At 72.7% G+C, this 22,691-nt stretch carries 15 protein-coding genes and 1 pseudogene; 8 read left to right on the top strand and 8 right to left on the bottom strand.

Annotation, left to right across the window (positions count from 1 at the left end; all coding sequences use genetic code 11):
- Positions 1-237: 237 nt before the first annotated feature.
- The 4 genes and pseudogenes from holB to ElP_RS10860 form a co-directional block, all read right to left on the bottom strand.
- Entirely contained in the window at positions 238-1,236 is a 999-nt protein-coding gene (gene holB, locus ElP_RS10875) for a DNA polymerase III subunit delta' (RefSeq protein ID WP_231749653.1), read from the bottom strand.
- A gap of 4 nt (positions 1,237-1,240) precedes the next feature.
- Positions 1,241-1,852 (bottom strand): annotated as a pseudogene (tmk, locus tag ElP_RS10870) (dTMP kinase); the annotation flags it as partial.
- Positions 1,853-1,952: 100 nt separating this feature from the next.
- Positions 1,953-2,435 (bottom strand): NUDIX domain-containing protein, encoded by a 483-nt coding sequence (locus tag ElP_RS10865; protein WP_145269173.1) that lies wholly within the window; start codon positions 2,433-2,435, stop codon positions 1,953-1,955.
- Positions 2,432-2,779 carry a biotin/lipoyl-containing protein gene (locus tag ElP_RS10860; RefSeq protein ID WP_231749651.1) on the bottom strand — a complete coding sequence of 116 codons (348 nt, stop codon included), beginning with the start codon at positions 2,777-2,779 and terminating at the stop codon, positions 2,432-2,434. The genes ElP_RS10865 and ElP_RS10860 overlap by 4 nt, the downstream gene beginning before the upstream one ends.
- Before the next feature lie 442 nt (positions 2,780-3,221).
- Between ElP_RS10860 and ElP_RS10855 the strand changes: the two genes are divergently transcribed.
- The 4 genes from ElP_RS10855 to ElP_RS10840 all read left to right on the top strand — a co-directional run bounded on the left by ElP_RS10855 (position 3,222) and on the right by ElP_RS10840 (position 9,744).
- The gene (locus ElP_RS10855; protein ID WP_145269171.1) at positions 3,222-5,717 is read left to right on the top strand and encodes a response regulator; all 2,496 of its coding nucleotides are present in this window, start codon (positions 3,222-3,224) and stop codon (positions 5,715-5,717) included.
- A gap of 234 nt (positions 5,718-5,951) precedes the next feature.
- Positions 5,952-7,934, top strand: a complete 1,983-nt coding sequence (locus ElP_RS10850; RefSeq protein WP_145269169.1) for a redoxin domain-containing protein — start codon at positions 5,952-5,954, stop codon at positions 7,932-7,934.
- 204 nt (positions 7,935-8,138) lie between these two features.
- Positions 8,139-8,597: a DUF29 domain-containing protein gene (locus ElP_RS10845; RefSeq protein WP_197446883.1), complete on the top strand. Its 459-nt coding sequence runs from the start codon at positions 8,139-8,141 to the stop codon at positions 8,595-8,597.
- A gap of 52 nt (positions 8,598-8,649) precedes the next feature.
- A complete protein-coding gene (locus ElP_RS10840; RefSeq protein WP_145269165.1) occupies positions 8,650-9,744 on the top strand; it encodes a tetratricopeptide repeat protein in 1,095 nt (364 codons plus the stop codon).
- A gap of 68 nt (positions 9,745-9,812) precedes the next feature.
- On the opposite strand, the gene ElP_RS37850 is transcribed toward ElP_RS10840, so the two are convergent.
- On the bottom strand, positions 9,813-10,634 hold the full coding sequence (locus tag ElP_RS37850; protein ID WP_197446882.1) for a hypothetical protein: 822 nt from the start codon (positions 10,632-10,634) through the stop codon (positions 9,813-9,815).
- A 261-nt stretch (positions 10,635-10,895) separates the two neighbouring features.
- On the opposite strand from ElP_RS37850, the gene ElP_RS10830 reads away from it, so the two are divergent.
- Complete coding sequence (locus ElP_RS10830) at positions 10,896-11,630, top strand: metallophosphoesterase family protein (protein ID WP_145269163.1); 735 nt, start codon at positions 10,896-10,898, stop codon at positions 11,628-11,630.
- A 295-nt stretch (positions 11,631-11,925) separates the two neighbouring features.
- Here the strand turns inward: ElP_RS10830 and ElP_RS10825 are convergent, their stop codons facing one another.
- Positions 11,926-12,309, bottom strand: coding sequence for a bifunctional nuclease family protein (locus tag ElP_RS10825; protein ID WP_145278373.1), 384 nt, complete (start codon positions 12,307-12,309; stop codon positions 11,926-11,928).
- A gap of 156 nt (positions 12,310-12,465) precedes the next feature.
- Positions 12,466-15,315: a valine--tRNA ligase gene (locus tag ElP_RS10820; protein WP_145269161.1), complete on the bottom strand. Its 2,850-nt coding sequence runs from the start codon at positions 15,313-15,315 to the stop codon at positions 12,466-12,468.
- A gap of 657 nt (positions 15,316-15,972) precedes the next feature.
- Here ElP_RS10820 and ElP_RS10815 point away from each other — a divergent pair.
- The 3 genes from ElP_RS10815 (at position 15,973) to ElP_RS10805 (ending at position 19,466) form a co-directional block, all read left to right on the top strand.
- On the top strand, positions 15,973-17,373 hold the full coding sequence (locus tag ElP_RS10815) for a DUF1501 domain-containing protein (protein WP_145269159.1): 1,401 nt from the start codon (positions 15,973-15,975) through the stop codon (positions 17,371-17,373).
- Between the two features lie 141 nt (positions 17,374-17,514).
- A complete protein-coding gene (locus ElP_RS10810; protein ID WP_145269157.1) occupies positions 17,515-17,985 on the top strand; it encodes a GNAT family N-acetyltransferase in 471 nt (156 codons plus the stop codon).
- 548 nt (positions 17,986-18,533) lie between these two features.
- On the top strand, positions 18,534-19,466 hold the full coding sequence (locus ElP_RS10805; protein ID WP_145269155.1) for a polysaccharide deacetylase family protein: 933 nt from the start codon (positions 18,534-18,536) through the stop codon (positions 19,464-19,466).
- Positions 19,467-19,555: 89 nt separating this feature from the next.
- Here ElP_RS10805 and ElP_RS10800 read toward each other — a convergent pair whose 3' ends face one another.
- Entirely contained in the window at positions 19,556-22,672 is a 3,117-nt protein-coding gene (locus ElP_RS10800) for a sigma 54-interacting transcriptional regulator (protein WP_145269153.1), read from the bottom strand.
- Between the last annotated feature and the right edge of the window lie 19 nt (positions 22,673-22,691).

The raw sequence follows: 22,691 nt of genomic DNA, 5'->3' as shown, positions 1-22,691 counted from the left end.
CCACCAGTGTATACGTCGGGGAGGGGCGTTTCTTGCGGTCGATTTCCCGGTTCCCGCCGATCGCGGACGGAATGCCTTCCGGTTGAAGCAGTTGTGTCCCGGAATTCGGCCGGCCGGTCGATCGCCCGCCCCGGCCCCTCCCCCCGACATTCGGAAAAGGGCGGGGATGGGCGTCATCGTCCCGGGCCCCCGGTCGGCCTCGGGGTCCGGGCCGCATTCGGGGGGGACGCGTCCGGCTCAGCGACGGCCGGAGAGCAGCCGGGAGAGGTCGCGGCAAAGGGCGTCGAGCAGGAGGGGCAGGTAGGAACGACGCCGGAGGTGGTACTCGGCCTCCAGGCAGCGCTCGGCGAGCAGGAAGACGTCCTCGGGCTCCAGGCGGGAGGCGATCGAGGCGGCGGCCCGGCGGTCGTCGGGGTCGGGCGAGGGGGCGTCGAGGCCGGCGGCCTGCCAGAGCACCGAGCGGAAGAAGCGGGCCAGCTCCTGGAAGATCGCGGCGGCCCGGGTGCGGCGGGGCAGGCTCTCCTTGCCCGCCTCGTTGATGAATTCCTCGAGCCGTTTGGAGAGATCCGGGCCGTCCAGGGGGCCGGGGGTGGCCAGCTCGTCCACCAGCCGGCGGCGGAAGTCGGTCAGGGCCGGGTCGGCCAGGCTCAGGGCCCGGGAGACGCTCCCCTCACCCAGCCGGGCGAGGCGGGAGGCCTCGTCGGCGTCGGCGGCCAGCTCCCGGTCGAGCAGTATCGCGGCCAGGTCGGCCTCGGGGAGCGGGTCGAAGCGGACGACCCGGCACCGGGAGAGGATGGTGTCAAGCTGCAGCTCGCTGGCGGTGCCGACGAGGATCAGGATGGCGCCATCGGGGGGCTCCTCCAGGGTCTTGAGGAAGGCGTTGGCGGCCTGCTCGTTGAGGTGGTCGGCGTCGTCGACGATGGCGACCTTGCGGGAGCCCCGCATCGGCTTCAGCCCGAGGTCGTGCTCCAGGGCCCGGATGGCGTCGATCGGCAGGTCGTGCTTGTCCTCCGGCCGGGCGACCTCGTACAGATCCGGGTGGTCCCCCGAGGCGACTTGCCGGCAGGAGGGGCACTCGCCGCAGGGGTCCAGGGCCGACTCGGGCCTCCGCTCGCAGAACATGGCCTGGGCCAGGCGTCGGGCGAGGGTCTTCTTGCCCACCCCCTCGGGCCCGACGAACAGCAGCGCATGGGGGAACCGGCCGCCGGAGGCCGCCCGGCGGAGGTCTTCGACCACCCGATCATGACCTCGGACCGATCCCCAGGGCACGCCTCACCTCGCCTTCGATCCGGAGGGCTACCTCGTCCGGCCCGGTCGAGCCGTCGATCACCGAGATCGGCGCCGGGTAGGAGGCCGACGCCCGCAGGAACCCGTCCCGGACCCGGGCCCGGTAGTCCTCCCCCCGGTCCTCGATCCGGTCCCGGGGTCCGCCGGTCCGGGACCGGGCGACCTCGGGAGGGACGTCGATCAGGAGCGTCAGATCCGGCATCAGGCCCCCCGTGGCGGCCCGGCCGACGGTCCAGAGTTCCTCCACCCCCAGGCCCCCGGCGTAGCCCTGGTAGACGACGTTGCTCAGCAGGTAGCGGTCGCAGACGACCACCCGGCCGGCGTCCAGGGCGGGGCGGATGACCTGCTCGACGAGCTGGGCCCGGCTGCTCATGAACAGGAGCATCTCGGCCCTCATGCCGATGGGGACGTCCCCCCGGTCCTTGACAAGCGCCCGGAGCCGGTCCCCCAGCGGGGTGCCGCCGGGATCCCGGCAGGAGACGACCTCCACCCCCCTGGCCCGGAGCGTCCCGGCGAGCCGGGCGGCCTGGGTCGACTTGCCCGCGCCGTCGGGGCCTTCCAGGCAGAGGAAGGTGCCCGGCCGGCCGGCCTCCGGGGGGGGGGAGTGCTCATGGGGCCACTCTACCGGGGAGAGGGCCGATCGGGAAGCCGAGCCGGGCCGGGGCTCAGCGGTCGGGCCCCCGGACGGGCTCCCCGGTGAGCCACTCGTGGGCGTCGGCGAAGAGGTGGCGGATCTTGGCGTGGTAGAGTAGTCGGGAGATCCGGTCGAAGGAGCCCCAGTGGTGCCAGTGGCCGGTGGGGTCGGGCATGTGCTCGGAGGAGCAGGTCAGCGCGGCGGCGTCGTGGACCTCGACGACGTAGTAGACGACGGTCTTGAGGACCTTGCGCCCCTGCCGGAGGTAGGTGTAGGAGAGGCTGCGCTCGAACCCCTCCCGGAAGCTCCAGTCGGTCAGGCCGGTCTCCTCCTGGAACTCCCGGGCGGCGGTCTGCCGGGTGGTCTCGCCGGGGTCCATGCCGCCCTTGGGGAACTCCCAGCGGGCGCGGGGGTTGCGCACGGTGGCGGAGTGGAGCACCAGGTACAGGGTCGTCCCGTCCTCGGCGACCCGGAACGGGAGGACGCCGGCGGATCGCTCGAAGAAGGGGCTCATGGGCGAGGTCGTCCGGGGGCGTCGTCCGGCGTCGGCGATCCGCCGTCGGTGCCATCATCCGGCACGAGCAACAGCCCCAGGACGGACCCCGGCCAGACCCGATCGTCCTCCCGGCCTCGGATCTCGGCCACGCGGCCGGACCGGGGGGCGGGGACGTCGAAGGTCGCCGGGCCCACCAGGACCTCGACGAGCCGGTCCCCCTCCCACACCTCGTCTCCCCGAGACGCGAACCAGTGGCTGATGATGATCGGCTCGTCCGGGTCGGTTCCCAGCTCGGGCAGGACCACTGCCTCCAGGCGCATGGCGAACCCTGGCTGACGGCCCGTGCGGATCGAGGCCGGCACGTCGGGGGACTCCCCCGCGTGCCGGGCCGCGACAGATGGGTTCGACTATACCCCCGGCTCGTCCCGCGTTCCAGTCGTCTCCGGGCCCTCCCGCCGGGGAGTCGGGCCTTCCCCCCGCCGTCGCCACGCCCCGGCCGGGGGCCCGCAGACGACCGGGACGCGGCGAGGGGGGGAAGGCCGACGGGGGCGTCGATCCGTGACGCATACTCTGTGGTGAACCGACCCCCGGGCCTTCCCGGGTCCGCGTCCCGGCCGGACGGGCCGGGGCGGACATGGGGCGATGCCGCCCCGGCCGGGTCAGCTCGGTCGAGTCGCCGGGACGCGGCGAGGCGGCGATCGGCGCCCCAGCCCGATGCGGGGCGGGGCGACTCGACGGTATCCTGATGGGCCGGGGGCCGAGATCGGGACCCTGGATCCGGGGAAGGCCCCGAGCGGATGAGAGGTGTTCCCCGTGGACGCGGATGACCGCAACCCGACCGTCGATTCCCTGAGGCAGGCCCTCTCGGCCGCCACGAGGCGGGCCGACCAGGCCGAGCAGGCCCTGGAGGCCATCTACGCCGGCGAGGCCGACGCCATCCTGGTGCCGGCCGGCTCCGGGCCCCAGGTCTTCATCCGGGAGGGGGCCGACCGGCCCTACCGGGCGATCGTCGAGCTGATGGCCCAGGGCGTGGCCGTCTGCGACGCCGAGGGGAGGGTCCTGCGGTCCAACGACGCGCTGGCCGACCTGCTGGGCCTGCCGGCCGACCGGGTGATCGGCCGGCCGGTGGCCGCGCTGTTCGACCCGGACTCGATCGGCCACCTGGAGGCCCTGGTGGCCTCGGCCCGGTCGGGGTCCGAGCGTCGGGACAGCGTGCTGCTCCGCCTGCTCGGCCCTGACGGCGCGACCCTGCCGGCCGCCGTGGGGGTCGGCACGCTGGAGCTCGACGGGCTGGACGCCTTCCTCGTGACGGTCACCGACCTGTCCCACCAGAAGCGCGACGAGGAGCTACTCGCCTCGGAGCGGCTGGCGCGGTCGATCATCGAGCAGGCCGTCGACGCGATCGTCGTCTGCGACCCCGAGGGCCGGGTGCTCCGGGCCAGCCGGGAGGCCCACCGCCTCTGCGGCGGCAACCCGCTGCTGCGCCCCTTCGTCGAGGCCTTCCCGCTCCGCCAGACCGGATCGGGGCCCGAGGGCTCGGGGGTCTCCCCCGACGCACCCCCCCTGCCCCCCGCCGAGGTGTTCGGCGAGGAGCCGGTCCGGAACCGGGAGGTGGCCCTCGCCTGCGGCGACCGCCGCGACGTGCTGCTGCTCAACAGCGGGCCGATCCGGGACGAGGTCGGCCGTCGGCTGGCCTACGTCGTGACGATGACCGACGTCACGCCCCAGAAGCGGGCCCAGGCCCGGCTGGTGGAGGCCGACCGCCGCAAGGACGAGTTCCTGGCCATGCTCGCCCACGAGCTGCGCAACCCCCTGGCCGCCATCGCCTACGGCGTCGCGCTGCTGCGGGGGGGCGGGGGCGGGGCGCCGGACGACGAGGTCGCGGCGATTTTGGAACGACAGGTCGCCCACATGCGTTGGATGGTCGACGACCTGCTGGACGTGGCCCGGGTCGAGCGGGGCCGGATCGCGCTACGGCCCGATACGGTCGACCTGGGGGAGCTGGCCGACCAGGCGACCCGGGCGGTCCGGCCCTCGGCCGAGGCCAAGGGGCACGCCCTGGCCCTGGATCGGCTCCCCGGGCCGATCTGGGTGAAGGCCGACGCGACCCGGCTGGAGCAGGTGATCGTCAACCTGTTGACCAACGCCGTCAAGTACACCCCGCCCGGGGGCCGGATCCGGCTGGCGATCGGGCCCGACCCGGGGGCCGAGGGGCGGCTGCTCATCTCGGTGCAGGACAACGGCCTGGGCCTGACCCCCGAGATGCGCGAGCGGGTCTTCGACCTCTTCTCCCAGGCCGAGCGGTCGCTGGACCGCAAGGAGGGGGGGCTGGGCATCGGCCTGACCCTGGTCCGCCGGCTCGTCGAGCTGCACGGCGGTAAGGTCGAGGTGGCCAGCGACGGGCCGGGACTGGGCAGCACCTTCCGGGTCCGCCTGCCCGCCGCCGAGCCCCCCGACCCCGCCGAGCGGCCCGAGGAGCCCGAGGACGACCGGGCCGCCATCGGGCCCGCCCGCCACGTGCTGCTGATCGACGACAACCGGGACATGGGCACCGCCCTGGCCCGACTGCTGCGCGCCGAGGGGCACCGCGTCGACCTCGCCCACGACGGGCCGAGCGGCCTGGAGCGGGCCGAGCAGCTGAGGCCGGAGGTGCTGGTGGTGGATCTCGGCCTGCCGGGGATGGACGGCTATGAGCTGGCCCGCCGGCTCCGGCGGGCCCCCTGGATGGCCGACCGCCGGCTGATCTCCCTGTCCGGCTACGGCGGCGTCGAGGACCGGAAGCGGTCGATCACCTCGGGCTTCGACCGCCACGTCACCAAGCCGGTCGACCTCCGCAGGCTCGATCGTTACATCCGGGGGGCCTGCGACGCCTCGGCCGGAGGCGAGGCCGGCGGGGTCGGGGGGCCGGACCCGGCCGAGCCGGGGCGGTCGACCTATCGGATCCTGCTGGTCGAGGACCAGCAGTCGCTCGCCGAGGTCGCCCGCCGGGTGCTGCAACGGATCGGCCACGAGGTGGAACTGGCCGCCGACGTGCCGTCGGCCCTGGAGGCGGCCCGCCGGTTCCTCCCCGACGTGATCCTCTGCGACCTGCACCTCAACGCCCCGATGGACGGCCTGGAGGTGGCCCGGGCCGTCCGGCTCGAGCCCGAGCTGGCCGACGCCCGGCTGATCGCCGTCACCGGCCGGGACGGCCAGGCCGCCCGGGACCGCAGCCTCGCCTCCGGGTTCGACCTGCACCTGACCAAGCCGGTCGACTTCACCGAGGTCGACCGGTACGTCGAGCAGGCCCGGAGGCGATGACCCGACGCGAGAGGGGCCGACCGGACGGGGCCCCCCCGCCGACGCCCGCCGGCCGGTGCCCGGCCTCGATCCTCGGTCCCGCCGAAACTCCTGGCCTCGCCCCGGGGTATACCCCGGGGCCACCTGGCTCCCCCCGACCCGGGGAGGGGCCGGTCCACCCCCCGATCGCCCGGCATCCGGCCGGCCGGCCCACGCGACACCGCCCCCACCCGATCTCCCCAGGAGCGCGACGACGTGAGCGTTCGACTGCTGCGATGGGCCCTGGCGGCCCTGGTCCTCGTCCCGATCGTCCCCGAGGCCTCCGGGGCCGACGCCGCCGCCGAGGCGGAGATCCTCGGCCGGGGCCTCGGCGACCGGGTGCCCGATTTCCGGCTGCCCGACCCCCGGACCGGGGGGACGGTCTCGCTGGACGAGCTCCGGGGGGGGAAGCCCGCCGTGATCGTCTTCACCGGGATCGACTGCCCGATCGGCGACCTGTACATGCCCCGCCTGGTCCGCCTGGCCGATCGCTTCGGGCCCGAGGGGGTGGCCTTCCTGGCGATCAACTCCAACCGGGGCCAGGGCCCGGGCGAGGTCGCTGCGCAGGCCGAGGAGTTCGGCCTCCCCTTCCCGAGCCTCAGGGACGAGGGGAACGCCGTCGCCGACCGATTGCTGGCCGAGCGGACCTGCGAGGCCCTGGTGCTCGACGCCGGGGGCGTGCTCCGCTACCGGGGGGCGATCGACGACCAGTACGGGCTCGGCTTCGCCAAGGACTCCCCCGGGCGGCACTCCCTGGCCGACGCGATCGGGGCCGTCCTGGAGGGCCGGGCCCCCGACCCGTCGGCGACCCCGGTCGTCGGCTGCCCGATCGAGCGCGAGGAGGACCGGGGCCGGGTGGCCGACCTGATGGACCTGGACGTCGCCGCCCGGGTCAACCGCCTGATCGCCGCCGCCGACCGCGTCCGGCCCCCGGCCGTGCAGCTCGAGGAGGCCTGGCGCGAGGTCGCCCCGGACGCCGACGCCCTGATCGACGAGGTCGGCCCGGTCACCTACAGCGAGCACGTCGCCCCGATCGTCCGGGCGAAGTGCGAGTCGTGCCACCGCCCCGGCGAGGTCGGCCCCTTCCCGATGACCAGCTACCCGGAGGTCAGCCGGCGGACGGCCGGGATCCAGGAGGTCGTCGACCTGAGGCGGATGCCCCCCTGGCACGCCGACCCCCGGTTCCCCGAGGGGAGGCACTTCGCCAACGACCGCAGCCTGACGCCCCGGGAGCGGGCGATCCTGCTGGCCTGGATCGAGCAAGGGGCCCCCGAGGGGGATCCGGGCGACCTGCCGGCGCCGATCGACTACCCCGAAGGCTGGACGATCGGCGAGCCGGACCTCGTGGTCGAGATGCCCAGGCCCTACACGATCAAGGCCGAGGGGGCCGAGCCCTACCAGCACTTCCGGATCCCGCTCGACTTCGAGGAGGACGTCTGGGTGCAGGCCGCCGAGGCCCGGCCGACCGACCGCTCGGTCGTCCACCACATCATCGCCTACATCGTCCCCCCCGGCGGCGACCACGAGGGCCGCGACCGGATCCACCTCTGCGGCTATGCCCCGGGCGAGATGCCCTCGGTCTACCCCCCGGGCACGGCCAAGCGGATCCCGGCCGGCTCCGTGATGATCCTGGAGCTGCACTACACGCCGATCGGCAAGCTCCGGATCGACCGGTCGAAGGTCGGCCTCGTGCTGGCGAGGCGGCCGGTGGAGCGCGAGGCGCTGACCATCGGCATCGCCGACTCGGAATTCGAGATCCCCCCCGGCTCCGGCCCCGACGCGAAGGAGCAGGCCGCCGACTTCCCCGTCCGGTCCCGGTTCGTCTTCCCGAGGGACGCCGAGCTGATCGCCCTCATGCCGCACATGCACCTGCGGGGCAAGTCCTTCCGCTACGAGGCGGCCTACGCCGACGGCACCGGCGAGATCCTGCTCGACGTGCCCGCCTACGACTTCAACTGGCAGAGCTACTACACCCTCGCCGAGCCCATCCCCTTCCGCGCCGGGGATCGGATCGACTGCCTGGCCCACTTCGACAACTCCCCGGACAACCCGGTCAATCCCGATCCCTCGAAGCCGGTCCGCTGGGGATCCCAGACCTGGGAGGAGATGATGATCGGCTTCGTCGACGTCTCCTATCCGCTCCCCCCCGAGCAGCGGCCGAAGCTGGGAGTGATGGAGGCGATCGGCGGGCAGGAGTGACCCGACGGACGGCCCGTCGGGTCCGGGTCGGGCCGAACGGGCCCGACGTGATGCAATTGCAATGCGCCCGGACGCAGCCCCCCGGGGGATCGGGGGCTCGGCCGGCCGCTCGCGTCACCCCTCGGGATGCGTTGCCCCAGGGTCGGGGCCCGTCGTACGATACAACCCAGGGGCATCAAGACCACCGAGCGGAGGCGAGATCCCATGACCACGGCGACTGCCGCCCGGCTTGCCTCGCTCTTCGAGCGGGACGAGACCGCCTGGCTCGAGGCCATGTCCAAGCTGATCCGGCAGGGCCGTCTCGACGAGGTCGATTCCTCGAATCTGGCGGAGTACCTCTCGGACATGGCCCGTCGCGATCGTCGGGAAGTGACCAGTCGCCTCTCGCTGCTCATTGCCCACCACTTGAAGTGGATCCACCAACCGGATCGGCGGTCGGGGAGCTGGCGGGCGACGGTCGAGGTGCAGCGTCAGGAGCTTTCGGATCTCCTTGAGAGTGGCGTCCTCCGGGGCCATGCGACCGAGGTCCTGCCTCGGGCGTATGCCAACGGGGTCCGGCAGGCGGCCGCGGAGATGGGCTTGCCGGCCTCGACCTTCCCGGAAAACTGCCCGTTCTCGCTGGACGAGATGCTGTCGGGGCCCCTGGACGACGATCCTGCGTGAGCCGCTCGCACCTCGGCCCCTGCCCCCGTCCCGGCCCCCGGGAGGACTCCTGATGCTCGATCGACCTCGGTCCGTCTCCCTGATCGTCCTGGCCCTGCTCGGCCCGATCGCCGGGGCCCCGGCTCAGGTCGAACCCACCGGGGAGTCGGGAGCCGTGCCCGCCGCGTTCGGGCCGTACTCGGACCTGATCGGCCGATGGAAGGGCCAGGCGGTGCCGGCCGACGACCCGCTGAGGGGCTGGCGGGAGTCCCACGAATGGGCCTGGGCCTTCGAGGGCGGAAAGCCGGTCGGCATGGCCCTGGCGATCGAGGGGGGCAAGGTCCTCAAGGCCGGGCGATTGACCTTCGATCCCGAGTCCTCCTCCTATCGGCTGGAGGGGATCGGGCCGGGCGGGGAGTCGGTCGCCTTCGTCGGCACCCGGGACTCGAAGACCAACGCGATGACGCTGGGGCGGTCCGGCCCCGAGGGGGAGGACCGGCTGACGATCCGGCCCAACTCCAACGGCATCCGCTCCGACTTCTGGTTCGACCGCAAGGCGCCGGGCTCCCCGCAGTATGCGAGGCTGGTCCGGGCCAACCTCGGCAAGGAGGGGGTCACCTTCGCCGCCGGGGGGGCGGTGACGGGGGGCTCGCGGTGCATCGTGACCGGCGGGGCGGCGACGATCGCCGTCTCGGCCGGCGGCTCGACCTTCCCCGTCTGCTGCTCCGGGTGCCGGGACGAGGTGCTCGCCGACCCGGGGAAGTACGCCCAGCAGCTCAAGGAGCGGATGGCCTCGGCCCCCTCAGACGGGTCGAACGCCATCGGGACCGGCCGGGGCGACGGCTCCTTCGGCCCGACCCCCGGCCGATCGTCCGAGGTCGCCAAGGGGGATGCCCCGAAGCCCGGAGACCTCGGCGATCGGCCCGACCCGGGGGTCGGGCCGGACGAGGACCCGGAGCCCGATCCCGAGCCCTCCCCGACCCCCTCGGCGGACGCCGAGGCCCGCCGCAAGGCCGCCTCGCTGTTGAGGCTCGGCCAGACGCTGGAGAAACAGGGGAAGGCCGACGGCGCCCTGGGCTTCTATCGCCGGGTCGTCTCCGAGGCCCCCGGCACCCCCGAGGCGAAGACGGCGGGGGCCCGGATCGAGGCCTTGACGGAGGAGGATTGAGCCGGGAAGGGATGGGGGCCGGATCGGCGCGAATGCCTCCCCGGTCCCCCGTCACCCGCGAGGATGGATCACTTCCGACGCCCCTTCCCCCCCTTCTTCTCCTTGGCGGGCTCGGGTTCGGGCTCAGGCTCCGGCTCGGCCTTGGCCTTGGCGGACTGGGCCCGGGCCTCGGCGCGCTTGGCTTCGGCCTCGGCCTCGGCCTTGGCGGCCTCGGCCTCGGCGCGCTTGGCCTCGGCCTCGGCCTTGGCCCGGGCGGCGAGCTGTTCGAGGACGTGCTCGGCGGGGGTGATCCGGATGTCCAGGCCGATCCGGGTGGTGCGGACCTTCCAGTCCCCCCGGTTCCAGCCGTCGATGATGCCCGAGGCCTCCAGGCGGTCGAACATCTGCTCGACGTAGGCGGGCACGCGGTCCTCGTACTCGGCGACGAGGTCGAGCTTGCGGCCGAAGAGGTTGAGCATGCCTCGGATGGTGGCCGGGCCGTTCTCCCGGAGCCGGCGCTGGCCCTCGGGGCTGGCGGGGTCGGGGCCGTCGAAGGTCAGCTGCATCGAGCGGATCAGCTTGCCGAACTGGCTGAACCAGGACTGGCCGAAGCCGAAGTATTCCTTGTGGACGATCCGGATCTCGTCGTCGAAGACGACGGCGGCCTGGTAGACGGCCTCCAGGTAGTTCTCGCCGTAGTCGGTCTGGAAGGCGATGTTCACCCCCTTGGCCAGGTGCTGCAGGGCCGCCGGAAGGCCGACCTGCAGGGGGTCGACGTTCATGCCCACGTCGCGGAGGCCGCCGGCCTTGCGGGCGGTGATCGTGCCGCCGCCGGAGTCGGCCGAGGCGGCGATGGCGACGTTGACCTCGTCGTTCTCCCTCGGGGCGTTGACGGGTGGGGTGGGGGCCATGTCGGCCCTCGATCGCCGGCCCGACGGGTCCGCCGGGGGCTCGGGGGTCGGGGGCGTCGGTTCGCTGGATCGGGTGCGGGCCATCGGTCCGGCTCCGGTCGATACGGTCGGGTTCGGGGGTCGTCCTAGGCTATGGCACGCGTGCCGGTCATTCCAGGGGCGTGCCGGGCGTCACGACTCCGGCGCGGGGCGTAAGGTTCATGGGGGGCCATCGAGAGGATGCGGCCCCTCGCCCCCAGGGACGAGCTCCCCGAGGCCGAGATGCCAACAACGGGACCGGGATCGGGAGACGAGCGGTCGGGGCGCCTGCTGGCCCTCGGCGACGTGCACGGCTGCCTCGCCGCGCTCGACGCGGTGGTGGAGGCGGCGGGCGTGGGGCCGGGGGACACGCTGGTGACGCTGGGGGACTACGTCGACCGGGGCCCGGACAGCCGGGGGGTGGTCGACCGCCTGATCGACCTGGGGTCGCGCTGCCGGCTCGTCCCGCTGCGGGGCAACCACGACCTGATGTTCTCCCAGGCCCTGGAGCTGTTCGACGAGGCCCCCGGGGTGTTCGCCGAGCCGTGGTCGGTGCCGGGGCTGTCCACCTGGCTCGGCTGCGGGGGCCTGCAGACGATCGACTCCTACGGCGGGCTCGACGCGGTGCCCCCCGAGCACGTCGAGTTCCTCGACCGGCTCTCCGACTGGTACGAGACCGACCGCCTCATCTTCGCCCACGCCTGCTACGAACCCGGTTTGCCGATGGCCTCCCAGCCGCTGGACCTGCTGCACTGGACCTCGCTGCGGGACTACGAGCCCGGCCCCCACCGATCGGGCAAGCCGGTCATCCTCGGCCACACCGCCCAGCGCGACGGCGAGGTCCTCGACCTGGGGCACTTGCTCTGCATCGACACCTGCTGCTACGGCGGCGGCTGGCTCACCCTGCTCGACCTGCACACCGGCCGCACCTGGCAGGCCGACCTGCGGGGGACGCTCCGCGACCACCCGCCCGGCTGATCGCGGCCCCCCTCCCTCCCCGGCGGCGGCCGCTCGGATTTGCTCGCCGCCGCGCCCGTGCATCCGGCGCCCCGGCAGGTGACGCCCGATCAGCCCCGCGGGCAGTTCGCTCCATGCCAGCGCGATCCCGACGCACGTCGTCGGGGACGCGAATCCTTGCGGAGTCCTCCCGGTCGGCCCCGCCTCCGGGGGCCGCTCTCCTCTTCGGCTGGAGATGGTCGCACGAACAGTTGCGGGCATCCAGTCCGATCCGACGGGAATCGGGCCGGCCCGGCCCGGGCCGGTCCGCCCCGGCTCAGCGGCCGGCCTCCTCGATGACCTCCTCGGAGACGTAGATCGGGGCGTCCACGGTCACGGCCACGGCGATGGCGTCGCTGGGGCGGCTGTCGACCTCGATCAGCTCGCCGTCGTGGCGGATCCGGAGCTGGGCGAAATAGGTGTGGTCGCGGAGGTCGTTGATGTAGATGTCCTGGATCTCGCCGCCGAGCTGCTCGACGGCCCGGGCCAGCAGGTCGTGCGTCAGGGGGCGGGGCGGGACGATCCCCCGGACCCGGCGGTCGATGCTGGTGGCCTCGAAGATGCCGATGACGATCGGGAAGGTGCGCTCGCCGCCCACCTCCTTGAGGTAGATGATCTGCTGCTCGCCCGTCTCGCTGATGATGATGCGCGACAGCGCCATCTGAATGGCCACGGCAATCGCCCCGTCCGGCCGGCGCGGGTGGGCCGGGATGGACATGGTCCCCGGCCGCCGCGAGTCACAATCCGTTCTCGATTCGATGATACGGGTGCCCCCCCGGCCGGTCAACGAGCCCGGCGCGGGGGGATCGCCGACGCATCAGCCGCCCAGCTCGGCCAGCCGGGAGGCGACCGCCGCGTGCTGCGCCTCCAGCTCGGCGAGGCGGTCGCGCTGCTGCCGGACGACCTCGGCCGGGGCCCGCTCGACGAACGAGGCGTTGCCCAGCTTCGCCCTCACGCCGCCGAGCTGCTTCTCCAGGTCGAGCTTCGACTTGGCCAGCTTCTCGACCTCCACCTTCGGGTCGATCAGCCCCTCCATCGGCAGGACGATCTCGGCGTCGGGCAGCACGGCGACGGCGGCGTTGCCCGGCTTCTCGAAGGCCTCGACGATCCGCAGCGACTCGGCGCCGGTGAGGGCCATGATGTCGGTGGTGAAGGGGCCGAGGATCATCGCGGTCCGGCCCGAGGCGACGATCGTCGGCGCGATCTTGGCCGAGGCGGGCACGTTGCGGTCGGCCCGGAGGTTGCGCAGGGCCGTGACCTTCTCCCGGAGCTGGGCGACCCACTCGTCGGACTGGGGCCAACCCCAGGAGTCGGGGAAGGTCGGCCAGGGGGCGACGCAGACGCTCTCGGCGGCGGGCTCGGCGGCCAGGGCGACCGGGTCCTTGCGCCTCGGGGCGACCTGGTTGAGGGCCTGCCAGACCTGCTCGGTGACGAACGGGATGATCGGGTGGAGCAGGCGGCAGAGGGTGTCCAGCGCGGTGACCAGGACGTGCTGGGTCGTCTGCCGGGTGACGGCGTCCTCCGAGCGGAGGGGGCGCTTGGCCAGCTCGACGTACCAGTCGCAGAAGTCGTTCCAGGTGAAGTCCCGGAGGATCCGGGAGGCCTCGGCGAACTGGAAGGACTCGAAGGCCCGGGTCACCTCCCGGGTGGTCCGGGCCAGGCCGCCGAGGATCCAGAGGTCCACCGGGCCGGTGCCCTGCAACTCCCCCGGGAGGAACTCGGGGTCATATCCCTCCAGGTTGATCATCGCGAACCGGGAGGCGTTCCAGAACTTGTTCGGGAAGGTGCGGCCCTCCTCGAACTTCTTGGAGGTGTTGACCGTGCGGCCGTCGGGCAGCATCGTCGGCTCGACCGGCATCCGCAGGTCCTGCGTCTCGGTGGCCGAGGAGGCGAGGGTGAACCGGAGGGCGTCGGCCCCGTACAGCTCGATGATGTCGACCGGGTCGACGCCGTTGCCGGCCGACTTGGACATCCGCTTGCCGTCGCCGTCCTGGATGACCGGGTGGATATAGACGTCCTTGAACGGCACGTCGCCCATGTTGAACTGGCCGAAGATGACCATCCGGGCGACCCAGAGGGTGATGATGTCCCGGGCCGTCGACAGGACGTTCGTCGGGTAGTACTTCGCCAGCTCGGGCGTCTGCTCGGGCCAGCCGAGCGTCGAGTGCGGCCAGAGGGCGGAGCTGAACCAGGTGTCGAGGACGTCGGGGTCCTGCTCCAGGTCCTGGAAGGCGAAGCCGGGCAACTGCTTCGGGTCCAGGTCGTTCAGCGCGCAGATGAGCCAGCCGCCGGACTCGGACTCGCGCCAGGTCACGTCGTCCCGGCCGGCGAAGGCACGCTTCAGGTCCACCTCGGAACAGGTGGCGGTGCCCCCGACGTGCCAGATGGGGATCCGGTGGCCCCACCACAGTTGCCGGCTGATGCACCAGTCTCGCTTCTCGCCGAGCCAGTCGAGGTAGCTCTTGGCATAGCGCTCGGGGTGGATCTTCAGCCGGCCGGAGGTCACGGCGTCCATCGCCTGCTGGGCGAAGCCGGGTGAGCCGTCCTCGCCGTCCCCCATCCGGACGAACCACTGGTCGGAGAGGTACGGCTCGATCGGGGTCTTGGAGCGGTCGGAGTAGCCGACGCGGTTGGTGTAGGGCTCGACCTTGACGAGGAGCCCCTGCGCCTCCAGGTCGGCGACGACGCGCTTGCGGACCTCCCGGCGGTCGAGGCCGGCGTAGGCGTTGGCGTTCTCGTTGTAGGTGCCGTCGGGGTTCAGCAGGTTGACCATCGGCAGGCCGTGCCGCAGGCCGGTCTGGTAGTCGTTCGGGTCGTGCGCGGGGGTGACCTTCACGCAGCCGGTGCCGAACTTGGGGTCGACCAGGATCGGGTCGGCGATGATCGGGATCTGCATCCCGGTCAGGGGCAGGTCGACCGTCCGGCCGATCAGGTGCTTGTAGCGATCGTCTCCCGGGTGGACGGCGACGGCGGTGTCGCCGAGCATCGTCTCGGGCCGGGTGGTGGAGACCTGGAGGGATTCGGAGTCGGACCCGGTGACGGGGTACCGGATCGTCCAGAGGTGGCCCTCGGTGTCCTTGTACTCGATCTCGTCGTCGGCCACCGCCGTCCGGAGCTGGGTGTCCCAGTTCACCAGCCGCTTGCCCCGGAAGATCTTCCCCGCCTTGAAGAGGTTGAAGAAGGTGACGCGGACGGCCCGGGCGCACATGTCGTCGAGGGTGAACCGGGTCCGGTCCCAGTCGCAGGAGCAGCCCATCAGGCGGAGCTGGCCGAGGATCCGGGCCTCGTACTCGTGCTTCCAGGCCCAGATGCGGTTGACCAGCGCCTCCCGGCCGATGTCGTGCCGGGTCTTCTTCTCCTCGGTGAAGAGCCGCTTCTCGACGACCGCCTGGGTGGCGATGCCGGCGTGGTCGGTGCCGGGCATCCAGAGGGCGTCGTACCCCTGCATCCGACGCCATCGGATGAGGACGTCCTGGAGCGTGTTGTTCAGGGCGTGCCCCAGGTGCAGGGCCCCGGTGACGTTCGGCGGCGGGATGACGATGGCGTAGGGCTTCGCCGATCGGCCCGGGTCGGCGTGGAAGTAGCCGCGATCGACCCAGAAGGGATACCAGCGGGCCTGGGCGTCCTGGGGGTCGTACTGCTTGGGGAGCTGCTCGGCGATGCTCATGGGCGGGCGGTCTTCCGCGTGCTGGGTTCGCTCAGGAGGAGGCCCCGGGGGGCGTCGGCCGGGGCCCGGCGCCGGTCGGTGCGCCGGGGAGTGGTCCGGGGGGTCGGTCGCAAGTCCTGAATTTAATTGGGGTTGTCGTGCGGTGCGCCGGCGGAAATGGGTTCGCTCCGTCAACCGCCACCGGACCTCATCTCGCGGCATTGGGTTCGTTTCGCGGGCCGTCGACTCAGGGAATTGGGTTCGTTTCGCGCGGCGATCTTGGCGCGACTGGGTTCGTTTCGCGCGGCGACCTCGGCGAGATTGGGTTCGTTTCGCGCGAGGAGATTGGGTTCGTTTCGCGGGGCGGAGTCCTCATCTTCCCGGACCGTCCGGGGCGGCTCGGGGTTCGAACCGCACGGGGGAGGCCCCCGGGTCCGGCCCGAATCGGGGGCGCAAGGGGGGCAGCTCCCGAGGGGACGGGATTGACCATAATATCGAAGATCGGGGCGGTTCCAGTCACTTTTTCCGGGAGGGGAGGCGGCGATTCGCCGGGGGGAGACGCCGGAGGTCGATTCCGCTTGCCCCGGCCGGTCGACCGGGCTACGCTCAACCGAAGTTGAACAATCGGCCCCCGGGCCGCCGCCGAGGGCGGCCGGGGGTCGACCGGGGGAGGTCGCCATGCAATTCGGGCATCGTCACCCGTTCGGGGTCGTCCGCCGGGAGTTCCTCCAGGTCGGGTTCTCGGGGTTCGTCGGCCTGGGGTTGCCCGGCCTGCTGGCGGCGCGGTCGAGGGCGGGCGAGGCGGGGCCGGGGGCCGGGGGCCCGGGCCCGAGGCGGGCGAAGGGGGTGATCCTCGTCTTCCAGACCGGGGGGCCGAGCCACCACGAGACGTTCGACCCCAAGCCCGAGGCGCCCGCGGAGATCCGGGGCGAGTACGGGACGATCGGGACGAGCGTGCCGGGGGTCCGGTTCGCCGAGCACATCCCGATGCTCGCCGGGCGGGCGGACCGGCTCGCCGTCGTCCGGACGATGTCCCATAAGCACAACAACCACCTGAACGCGACGCACTGGGTGATGACCGGGCAGGAGCAGCCGGGGGCCTTCTTCGACAAGGTCGCCTCCCGGACCGATTACCCCTGCTACGCCTCGGCGATGTCGTACCTGAGGCCCCGCGAGGACGGCCTGCCGGGCGGCGTGATGCTGCCGACCTACCTGATGGAAGGCCCGCTCACCTGGCCGGGCCAGCACGCCGGGTTCCTCGGGCCGAAGTTCGACCCCTGGCAGCTCACCCAGGATCCCAACCGCGAGGACTTCGAGGTCGAGAACCTGGCCCTGCCCGAGGGGTTCAGCGTCGAGCGGCTGGGGGGCCGCCGGGCCCTGGCCGAGGCGATCGCCTCGCAAGGGGAGGCCTGGCAGGCGAGGGCGCAGTCGGAGTCGTTCTCGAAGCAGCGGCAGCAGGCGTACTCGATGCTCTCCAGCGGCGAGGTCGGCCGGGCCTTCGACCTGGACGAGGAGCCGGAGCACCTCCGGGACCGCTACGGCCGCCACATGTTCGGCCAGTCGCTGCTGCTCTCCCGGCGGCTGATCGAGGCGGGGATCCCGATCGTCCAGGTGAACCTGGGGCGCGTGCAGACCTGGGACTCGCACGCCGACATCTTCCGACGCCTGCGGGAGGACCTGCTGCCGCCGACCGACCGGGGCGTCTCGGCCCTGATCGACGACCTGGAGGCCCGGGGCCTGCTCGACGAGACGCTCGTGGTCCTGGCCGGGGAGTTCGGCCGGACGCCGAAGCTGTCGACCCTGCCCGGGCAGACGATCGTGGGGCGCGACCACTGGCCCCAGGTCTTCTCGGCCGCCTTCGCCGGCGCGGGGGTCCGGGGAGGCCAGGTCATCGGCCGGTCGGACAAATCGGGCGCCTACCCGGCCACCCGGGCGTTCTCCCCGGCGGATCTGGCGGCGACGATCTACCGGGCGCTCGGCATCGACGGCCAGGCCGAGGTCGTCGACATGCTCGGCCGGCCGATCCGGCTGGTGACCGGCTCGCCGATCGAGGAGCTGTACACCGGGGAGGCAGTCTGACCGGACGACCGGATCCCCGACCCTCGCCCCCGTCTGCGGGGGAGCGGGCGGCCGGAGGCCGGGTGAGGTGGGCTCAGGCCGTGTTCCCCGGCAGGAGGCCCCGTCGATGGGGCAGGCCCGGGGCCCCTCGGAGGAGCTGCGATGGTCCGGATCCGACCGTACCGCCCGGAAGACGCCCCGGCGTTGCTGGACCTGTTCCGAGACACGATCCGTCGGGTCAACGCCAGGGATTACGGCCCCGAACAGATCCGGGCCTGGGCCTCGGACGAGATCGACCCGGGGGCCTGGGCCTCCCGGTTCTCGGGCCGGTTCGTGGCGGTCGCCGAGGTCGAGGGGAGGCTCGCCGGCTTCGCCGAGCTGGAGCCCGACGGCCACATCGACCGGTTCTACGTCTCGGCGGATCACCAGGGGATGGGGGTCGGCTCCGGGCTGATGGAGGTGGTCGAGGAGGAGGCCCGCCGCCTCGGGATCGCCGAGTTGTCCGCCGAGGCGAGCCTCACGGCCCGGCCCTTCTTCGAGCGGAGAGGCTTCGAGGTGCGGTCGCCCCAGGAGGTGGTCCTCCGGGGCGTCTCGTTCCGGAACTTCCGGATGTCGAAGCGGCCGGAGGGGTGAGATTCCCGAGGCTCGTGCGGCTCCCGTACGTCCTTGAAGGGCGGCCGGCGTGGCTCGGCTCATTGGGGGGGCTCTCGGGAGGGGCGCGCCGCTCGGGTCCGTCCCCGGGGCCGGGGATGCGGGGGTCGCGCCGGGAGCCGAGGTCGATCGCTGGTCGGCCCGGGTGGGTTCGAGGCCCCGCCCGACCGGCGATCTCGACCCGGCGGCGGCGTCCCCTCGGCCCCGATCCCCCGCTTCGCGACGGGCCGGTGTTCTCGCCTGCCGGGGCACGGGGCCGCCGGGGTTGATGCCGGATTCCCGGTCGGGGCCGAGGGGAAGGCGGGCCTCCTCGCCCTCGTCGACGATGGAATGATCGATCGATTTTGATCGGAGTCGTGCGGCCCGATCCACGTGGGATCGGCCCCGGAATCGGGGCGTCGTCGGGGTCGGGCCGGGCCCGGGGTCATCCGGCCGATCGCGTGTCGCGACGAGCGAGGATTTGACGATGTTTGATTGGGTGCCGGGGCCCGGGGCCGCCGGCCGGTCGCCTCAATCAGGGGGATCCGCCCATGCCGCTGCCGCTGAGGAAGGGGGAGTTCCAGCAGGATTTCGATGTGATCATCCTCCAGATGTTGTTGAACATCGAGGGGAGTCCGGCCCGGAGGCTGAAACCTGACGGGCATTTCGGGGACGGGACCCTCGAGGCCGTCATCAAGTTCCAGAAGGCCCTCAGCCCGCCGGTGCCCCTAGAGACCCTCGGCATCGTGGACGAGCGGACGTGGCGGGAATTGCAGGCGAAGGTCGGCAGCCCGAGGATCGCCCTCACCTTCGACGACGGCCCCCACGCGAGCCTGACGGCGCCCCTGCTCGACGGGCTGGACTGGTGGGGGGCCAAGGCCACGTTCTTCGTCGTCGGCGAGATGGCGGGGCGCCATCCCCAGATCCTCAAGCGGGTCGCCGACTCGGGCCACGAGGTCGGCAACCATTCCTGGGACCACACGGGCTACTGCAGGCCGTCCTTCGCGGACATCGACGCGGTGATCGAGGACGTCAGGCGGGCCCACGAGGCGATCGTCGCGGTGGTGGGCCAGGCCAAGGCGCCCCGGGTGATGCGGCCGCCCTACGGGTGGGTCGACACCTTCCGGGAGGATCGGATCCAGCACATCGCGGGACTGGACTACGCCGTCGTCGGCTGGGACGTCGACCCGAGGGACTGGGAGAGCCCGGCGAAGGCGATCTACGATTACGTCCTGTTGAACACGAAGCCGGGTGTTAATATCCTGCTGCATGACATCCAGAAGAATACCATGGTCGCCATGCTCGGGAACTTCGGCGGGGCGAGCCTGCCCGGCGTGGCGTCGGTCGGGGCCCTCAGGGTCCTCTGCACCGTCTACGAGCTCGTCACCGTCTCCCAGTTGGCCGGGGTCGGCAAGACCTACTCCAAGGGTGGGCTGACGAGCCGGGCCTGCCCGGCCCTGGCGCCATCCTCCCCCTCGAACTGAGGCCCGATCCGCCGAGGCATCGGCCTCGGGACCGAGTCGCCCCGTCCGTCGAGTCATCGGGGAGGCCGATGCAGGGACGGGGGCGGGGATCATCCGCCGTCGGGGTCCATCAGGTCGTGCTTCTTGAGCTTGCTGACGAGGGTGCTGCGGGGCAGGCCGAGCAGGCGGGCGGCCTCGCTCTTGTTGCCCCGGGCCTCGGCGAGGGCGTCCCGGAGCTGGTGGCGTTCGAAGGCGTCGAGCTCGGGGTCGGCCGGGTCGGGGCCCGGGGCGTCCCAGCCGGCGGGGGAGGCGAGGCGCCGGGGACGCCCCCGGCGGCCCCCGGGGGCGGCGGCGGCCGCCCGACGCCGGAGCCGGTAGGCCGAGGAGGGGCCGAACAGGTCGGGGGGCAGGTCGTCCCGGGTGATCGACGGGCCCTCGGCCAGGACGACGGCACGCTCGATCACGTTCTCCAGTTCGCGGACGTTGCCGGGCCAGTCGTAGGCGGTCAGGGCCTCGATGGCGTCGTCCTCGAGCAGGGTGATCGGCTTGCCGGAGCGCTCGGCGAAGCGCCGGAGGAAGGTGACGGCCAGCTCGAAGACGTCGTCGCGGCGGACCCGGAGCGGGGGGGAGACGATGCTGATGACGTTGAGGCGGTAGTAGAGGTCCTCCCGGAACCGGCCGGATCGGATCATCGCCGGCAGGTCCCGGTGGGTGGCGGCGACGATCCGGACGTCGACGGTGATCGGCTGCGAGCTGCCCACGCGCTCGAAGGTCTTGGTCTGCAGGACGCGGAGCAGCTTGGTCTGCACGTCGAGGCCCACGTCGCCGATCTCGTCGAGCAGGAGGGTGCCGCCGTGGGCCTGCTGGAAGCGGCCGACCCGGTCGCGGTCGGCGCCGGTGAAGGCCCCCTTGACGTGCCCGAACAGCTCGGATTCGAGCAGCCCCGGGGCCAGTGAGGCGCAGTGGACCTTGATGAAGGGCCCGCCGGACCGGGGGCTGGCGGCGTGGATCGCCTCGGCGATCAGCTCCTTGCCCGTGCCGCTCTCCCCCAGGATCAGCACGGCCGACGGGCTGGCGGCGGCCTTGCGGACGGTCTCCAGGACGCGACGGATGGCGGGGCTCGTCCCCCGGATCCGCTCCAGGGCCTCGGGGTCCGGCTCCGGGGCCGGTGGGCCGACCGGGGCGGGCGGGCGGTCGACACCGGAGGCGGCGCCGTGACCCCCCATGAGCTGGTCCTGGAGGATGAGGATCCGCCGCTGCTGCTCGGCGATCTTCTCGACCTTGTCGCGCAGCTCCCGGTTCAGCTCCTCCAGTGTCCGGTGGATCGAGGCCGAGTGCAGGGCCAGCACGGCGACCGAGGCCAGGGCGGCGAGGAAGACCAGCTCCTCGTCGTCGTAGGGCATGCCGTTGCGCTTCGGCCCGAGGATGAGGACGCCGGCCAGCTCGCCGTCGGAGGAGAGGGCCGCGGCGACCTCGCCGCCGAGGGCGATCAGGGCGTCGGCGATCGGGTCGACGGGGGCCCGGCCCATCGTGCCGGGCAGCCGGAGGGTGGGCCGGGACCGCAGGCGACGGACGATCGGGCCGTCGTCGGGCAGGGTCGCCTGCTCCGGCTCGGGCCCGAGGCTGGCGACGGCCGTCAGCGGCCGGCCGGGGGCCTCGCGGAGGTAGATCGCCCCCCAGTCCAGGCCGAGGACCTCGGCGGCCGCCTCCAGCAGCCGGCGGCCCAGGGTCCGGCGGTCGACCAGGCGGTCGACCGCCTGGCTCATCTTCCGCATCGCCTGGTCGAACTTGGACTTCTCGCGGAAGAAGCGGCGGTCGATCGCCTGCTCGAACCGCCGCCGGACGGCCCCCGAGAGGACGAGGATCACCAGGGCGGTGATCATCACCACCGTCGCCTCCCGGCTGGTCTGGTCGTCCTGCAGCGAGTACCCCACCGCCACGGCCCCCACCACCAGGACGAGCGAGTAGAGCAGGCTCAGGCCGAGGCTGACCAGCAGGTAGCGGACGCTCCGGTGGAAGATCTCCTCCGCCTGCATCAGCTTATACCGGGTGATGCTCACCGCGTAGGCGGACGTATAGAGCAGGCTCACGACGTACATGGGCCAGGCGGCGCTGTCGAGCCCGAGGACGGCGGTGTCCTCCCAGGTCATCAGCATCAGGTAGCCGATCAGGACGGTCGAGACGAGCGAGGCCAGCAGGATCCAGCGCACCTGGTTGCGCTCGGCCCGGTTGCGGGCCCGGCGGTCGCTGTAGATCAGGCAGGCGATGCAGAGGGCGAAGATCGCCACCGAGTAGGCGACGTAGCCCAGGGCCACCCACTTGATGATCCCCTGCGCCATCAGCCGACGGCCCACCACCGCCGCGCCCGGGGGGCCGGAGACGCCGCCGGCCTCCCCCGAGAACGAGAGCCAGACCATCGCCGCCCAGAGTATCGCCACGCAGGCGACCGGCACGCCGTAGAGCCAGGCCAGCACCCGACGGCGGTGCAGCAGCATCAGCGGGCTGGGGCGGGGGAAGACGAGGTAGAAGTGCAGGCTGACGATCGGCACCGCCATCGCCATCGGCACGAAGCCGAAGATGAGCGGGCGGTTGATGACGATCTCCGACCAGTGGTAGCCGCCCATGTAGGCGCCGACGGTCACCACGCAGAGCCAGAAGAAGACCCGGGCCGCCCGGTCGTTGGGCCTCCGCCACGAGACGATCCCCCCGATACCGAAGAGCACCAGCTCCAGCGCCAGCCAGACGAACGACCAGACGTAGGTGGCGATCGGCCGGGACCGCACCTTGGCGACGGCCCGGACCGGCTCCCCATCGATCGGCCCCCCGGCCGGGATCCAGTCGACCCGGACCTCCCGGCCCCGGGCCGACTCCCCGATCCGACGCTGGGCCCGGATGACGGCCGTGTAGTCCCCCTGCTCGATGTCGAAGCTCCAGGAGCCGTCGGCCGAGGCGATCCGGGTCAACTGGTCGCCGATGCCGGGGGCCAGGTGGGCCCCCGGCCCCCGCTCGGCGTCGTACCAGTCATACTCCTCCTGCCCGATCTGTTCCTTCTGCGCCGTGCCGAAGACGCATCGGATGCCGACGTCCCCGGAGGTCGCCACGACCCAGAGCACCGCCGCGGAGTAAACCAGCACGCCGAGCGTCGCCACGATCACCGCGGACCGGTGCGAGAGGTCCGGCAACGGAGGTCGGCGTCCGGGCCGGTCGGGCCCCGACTCGTCGGTCATGGCGGTCGCCTCGGGGTGC

The organism is Tautonia plasticadhaerens (assembly GCF_007752535.1).
Lineage (GTDB): Bacteria > Planctomycetota > Planctomycetia > Isosphaerales > Isosphaeraceae > Tautonia > Tautonia plasticadhaerens.
This window is presented reverse-complemented; position numbering and strand designations above follow the sequence as displayed.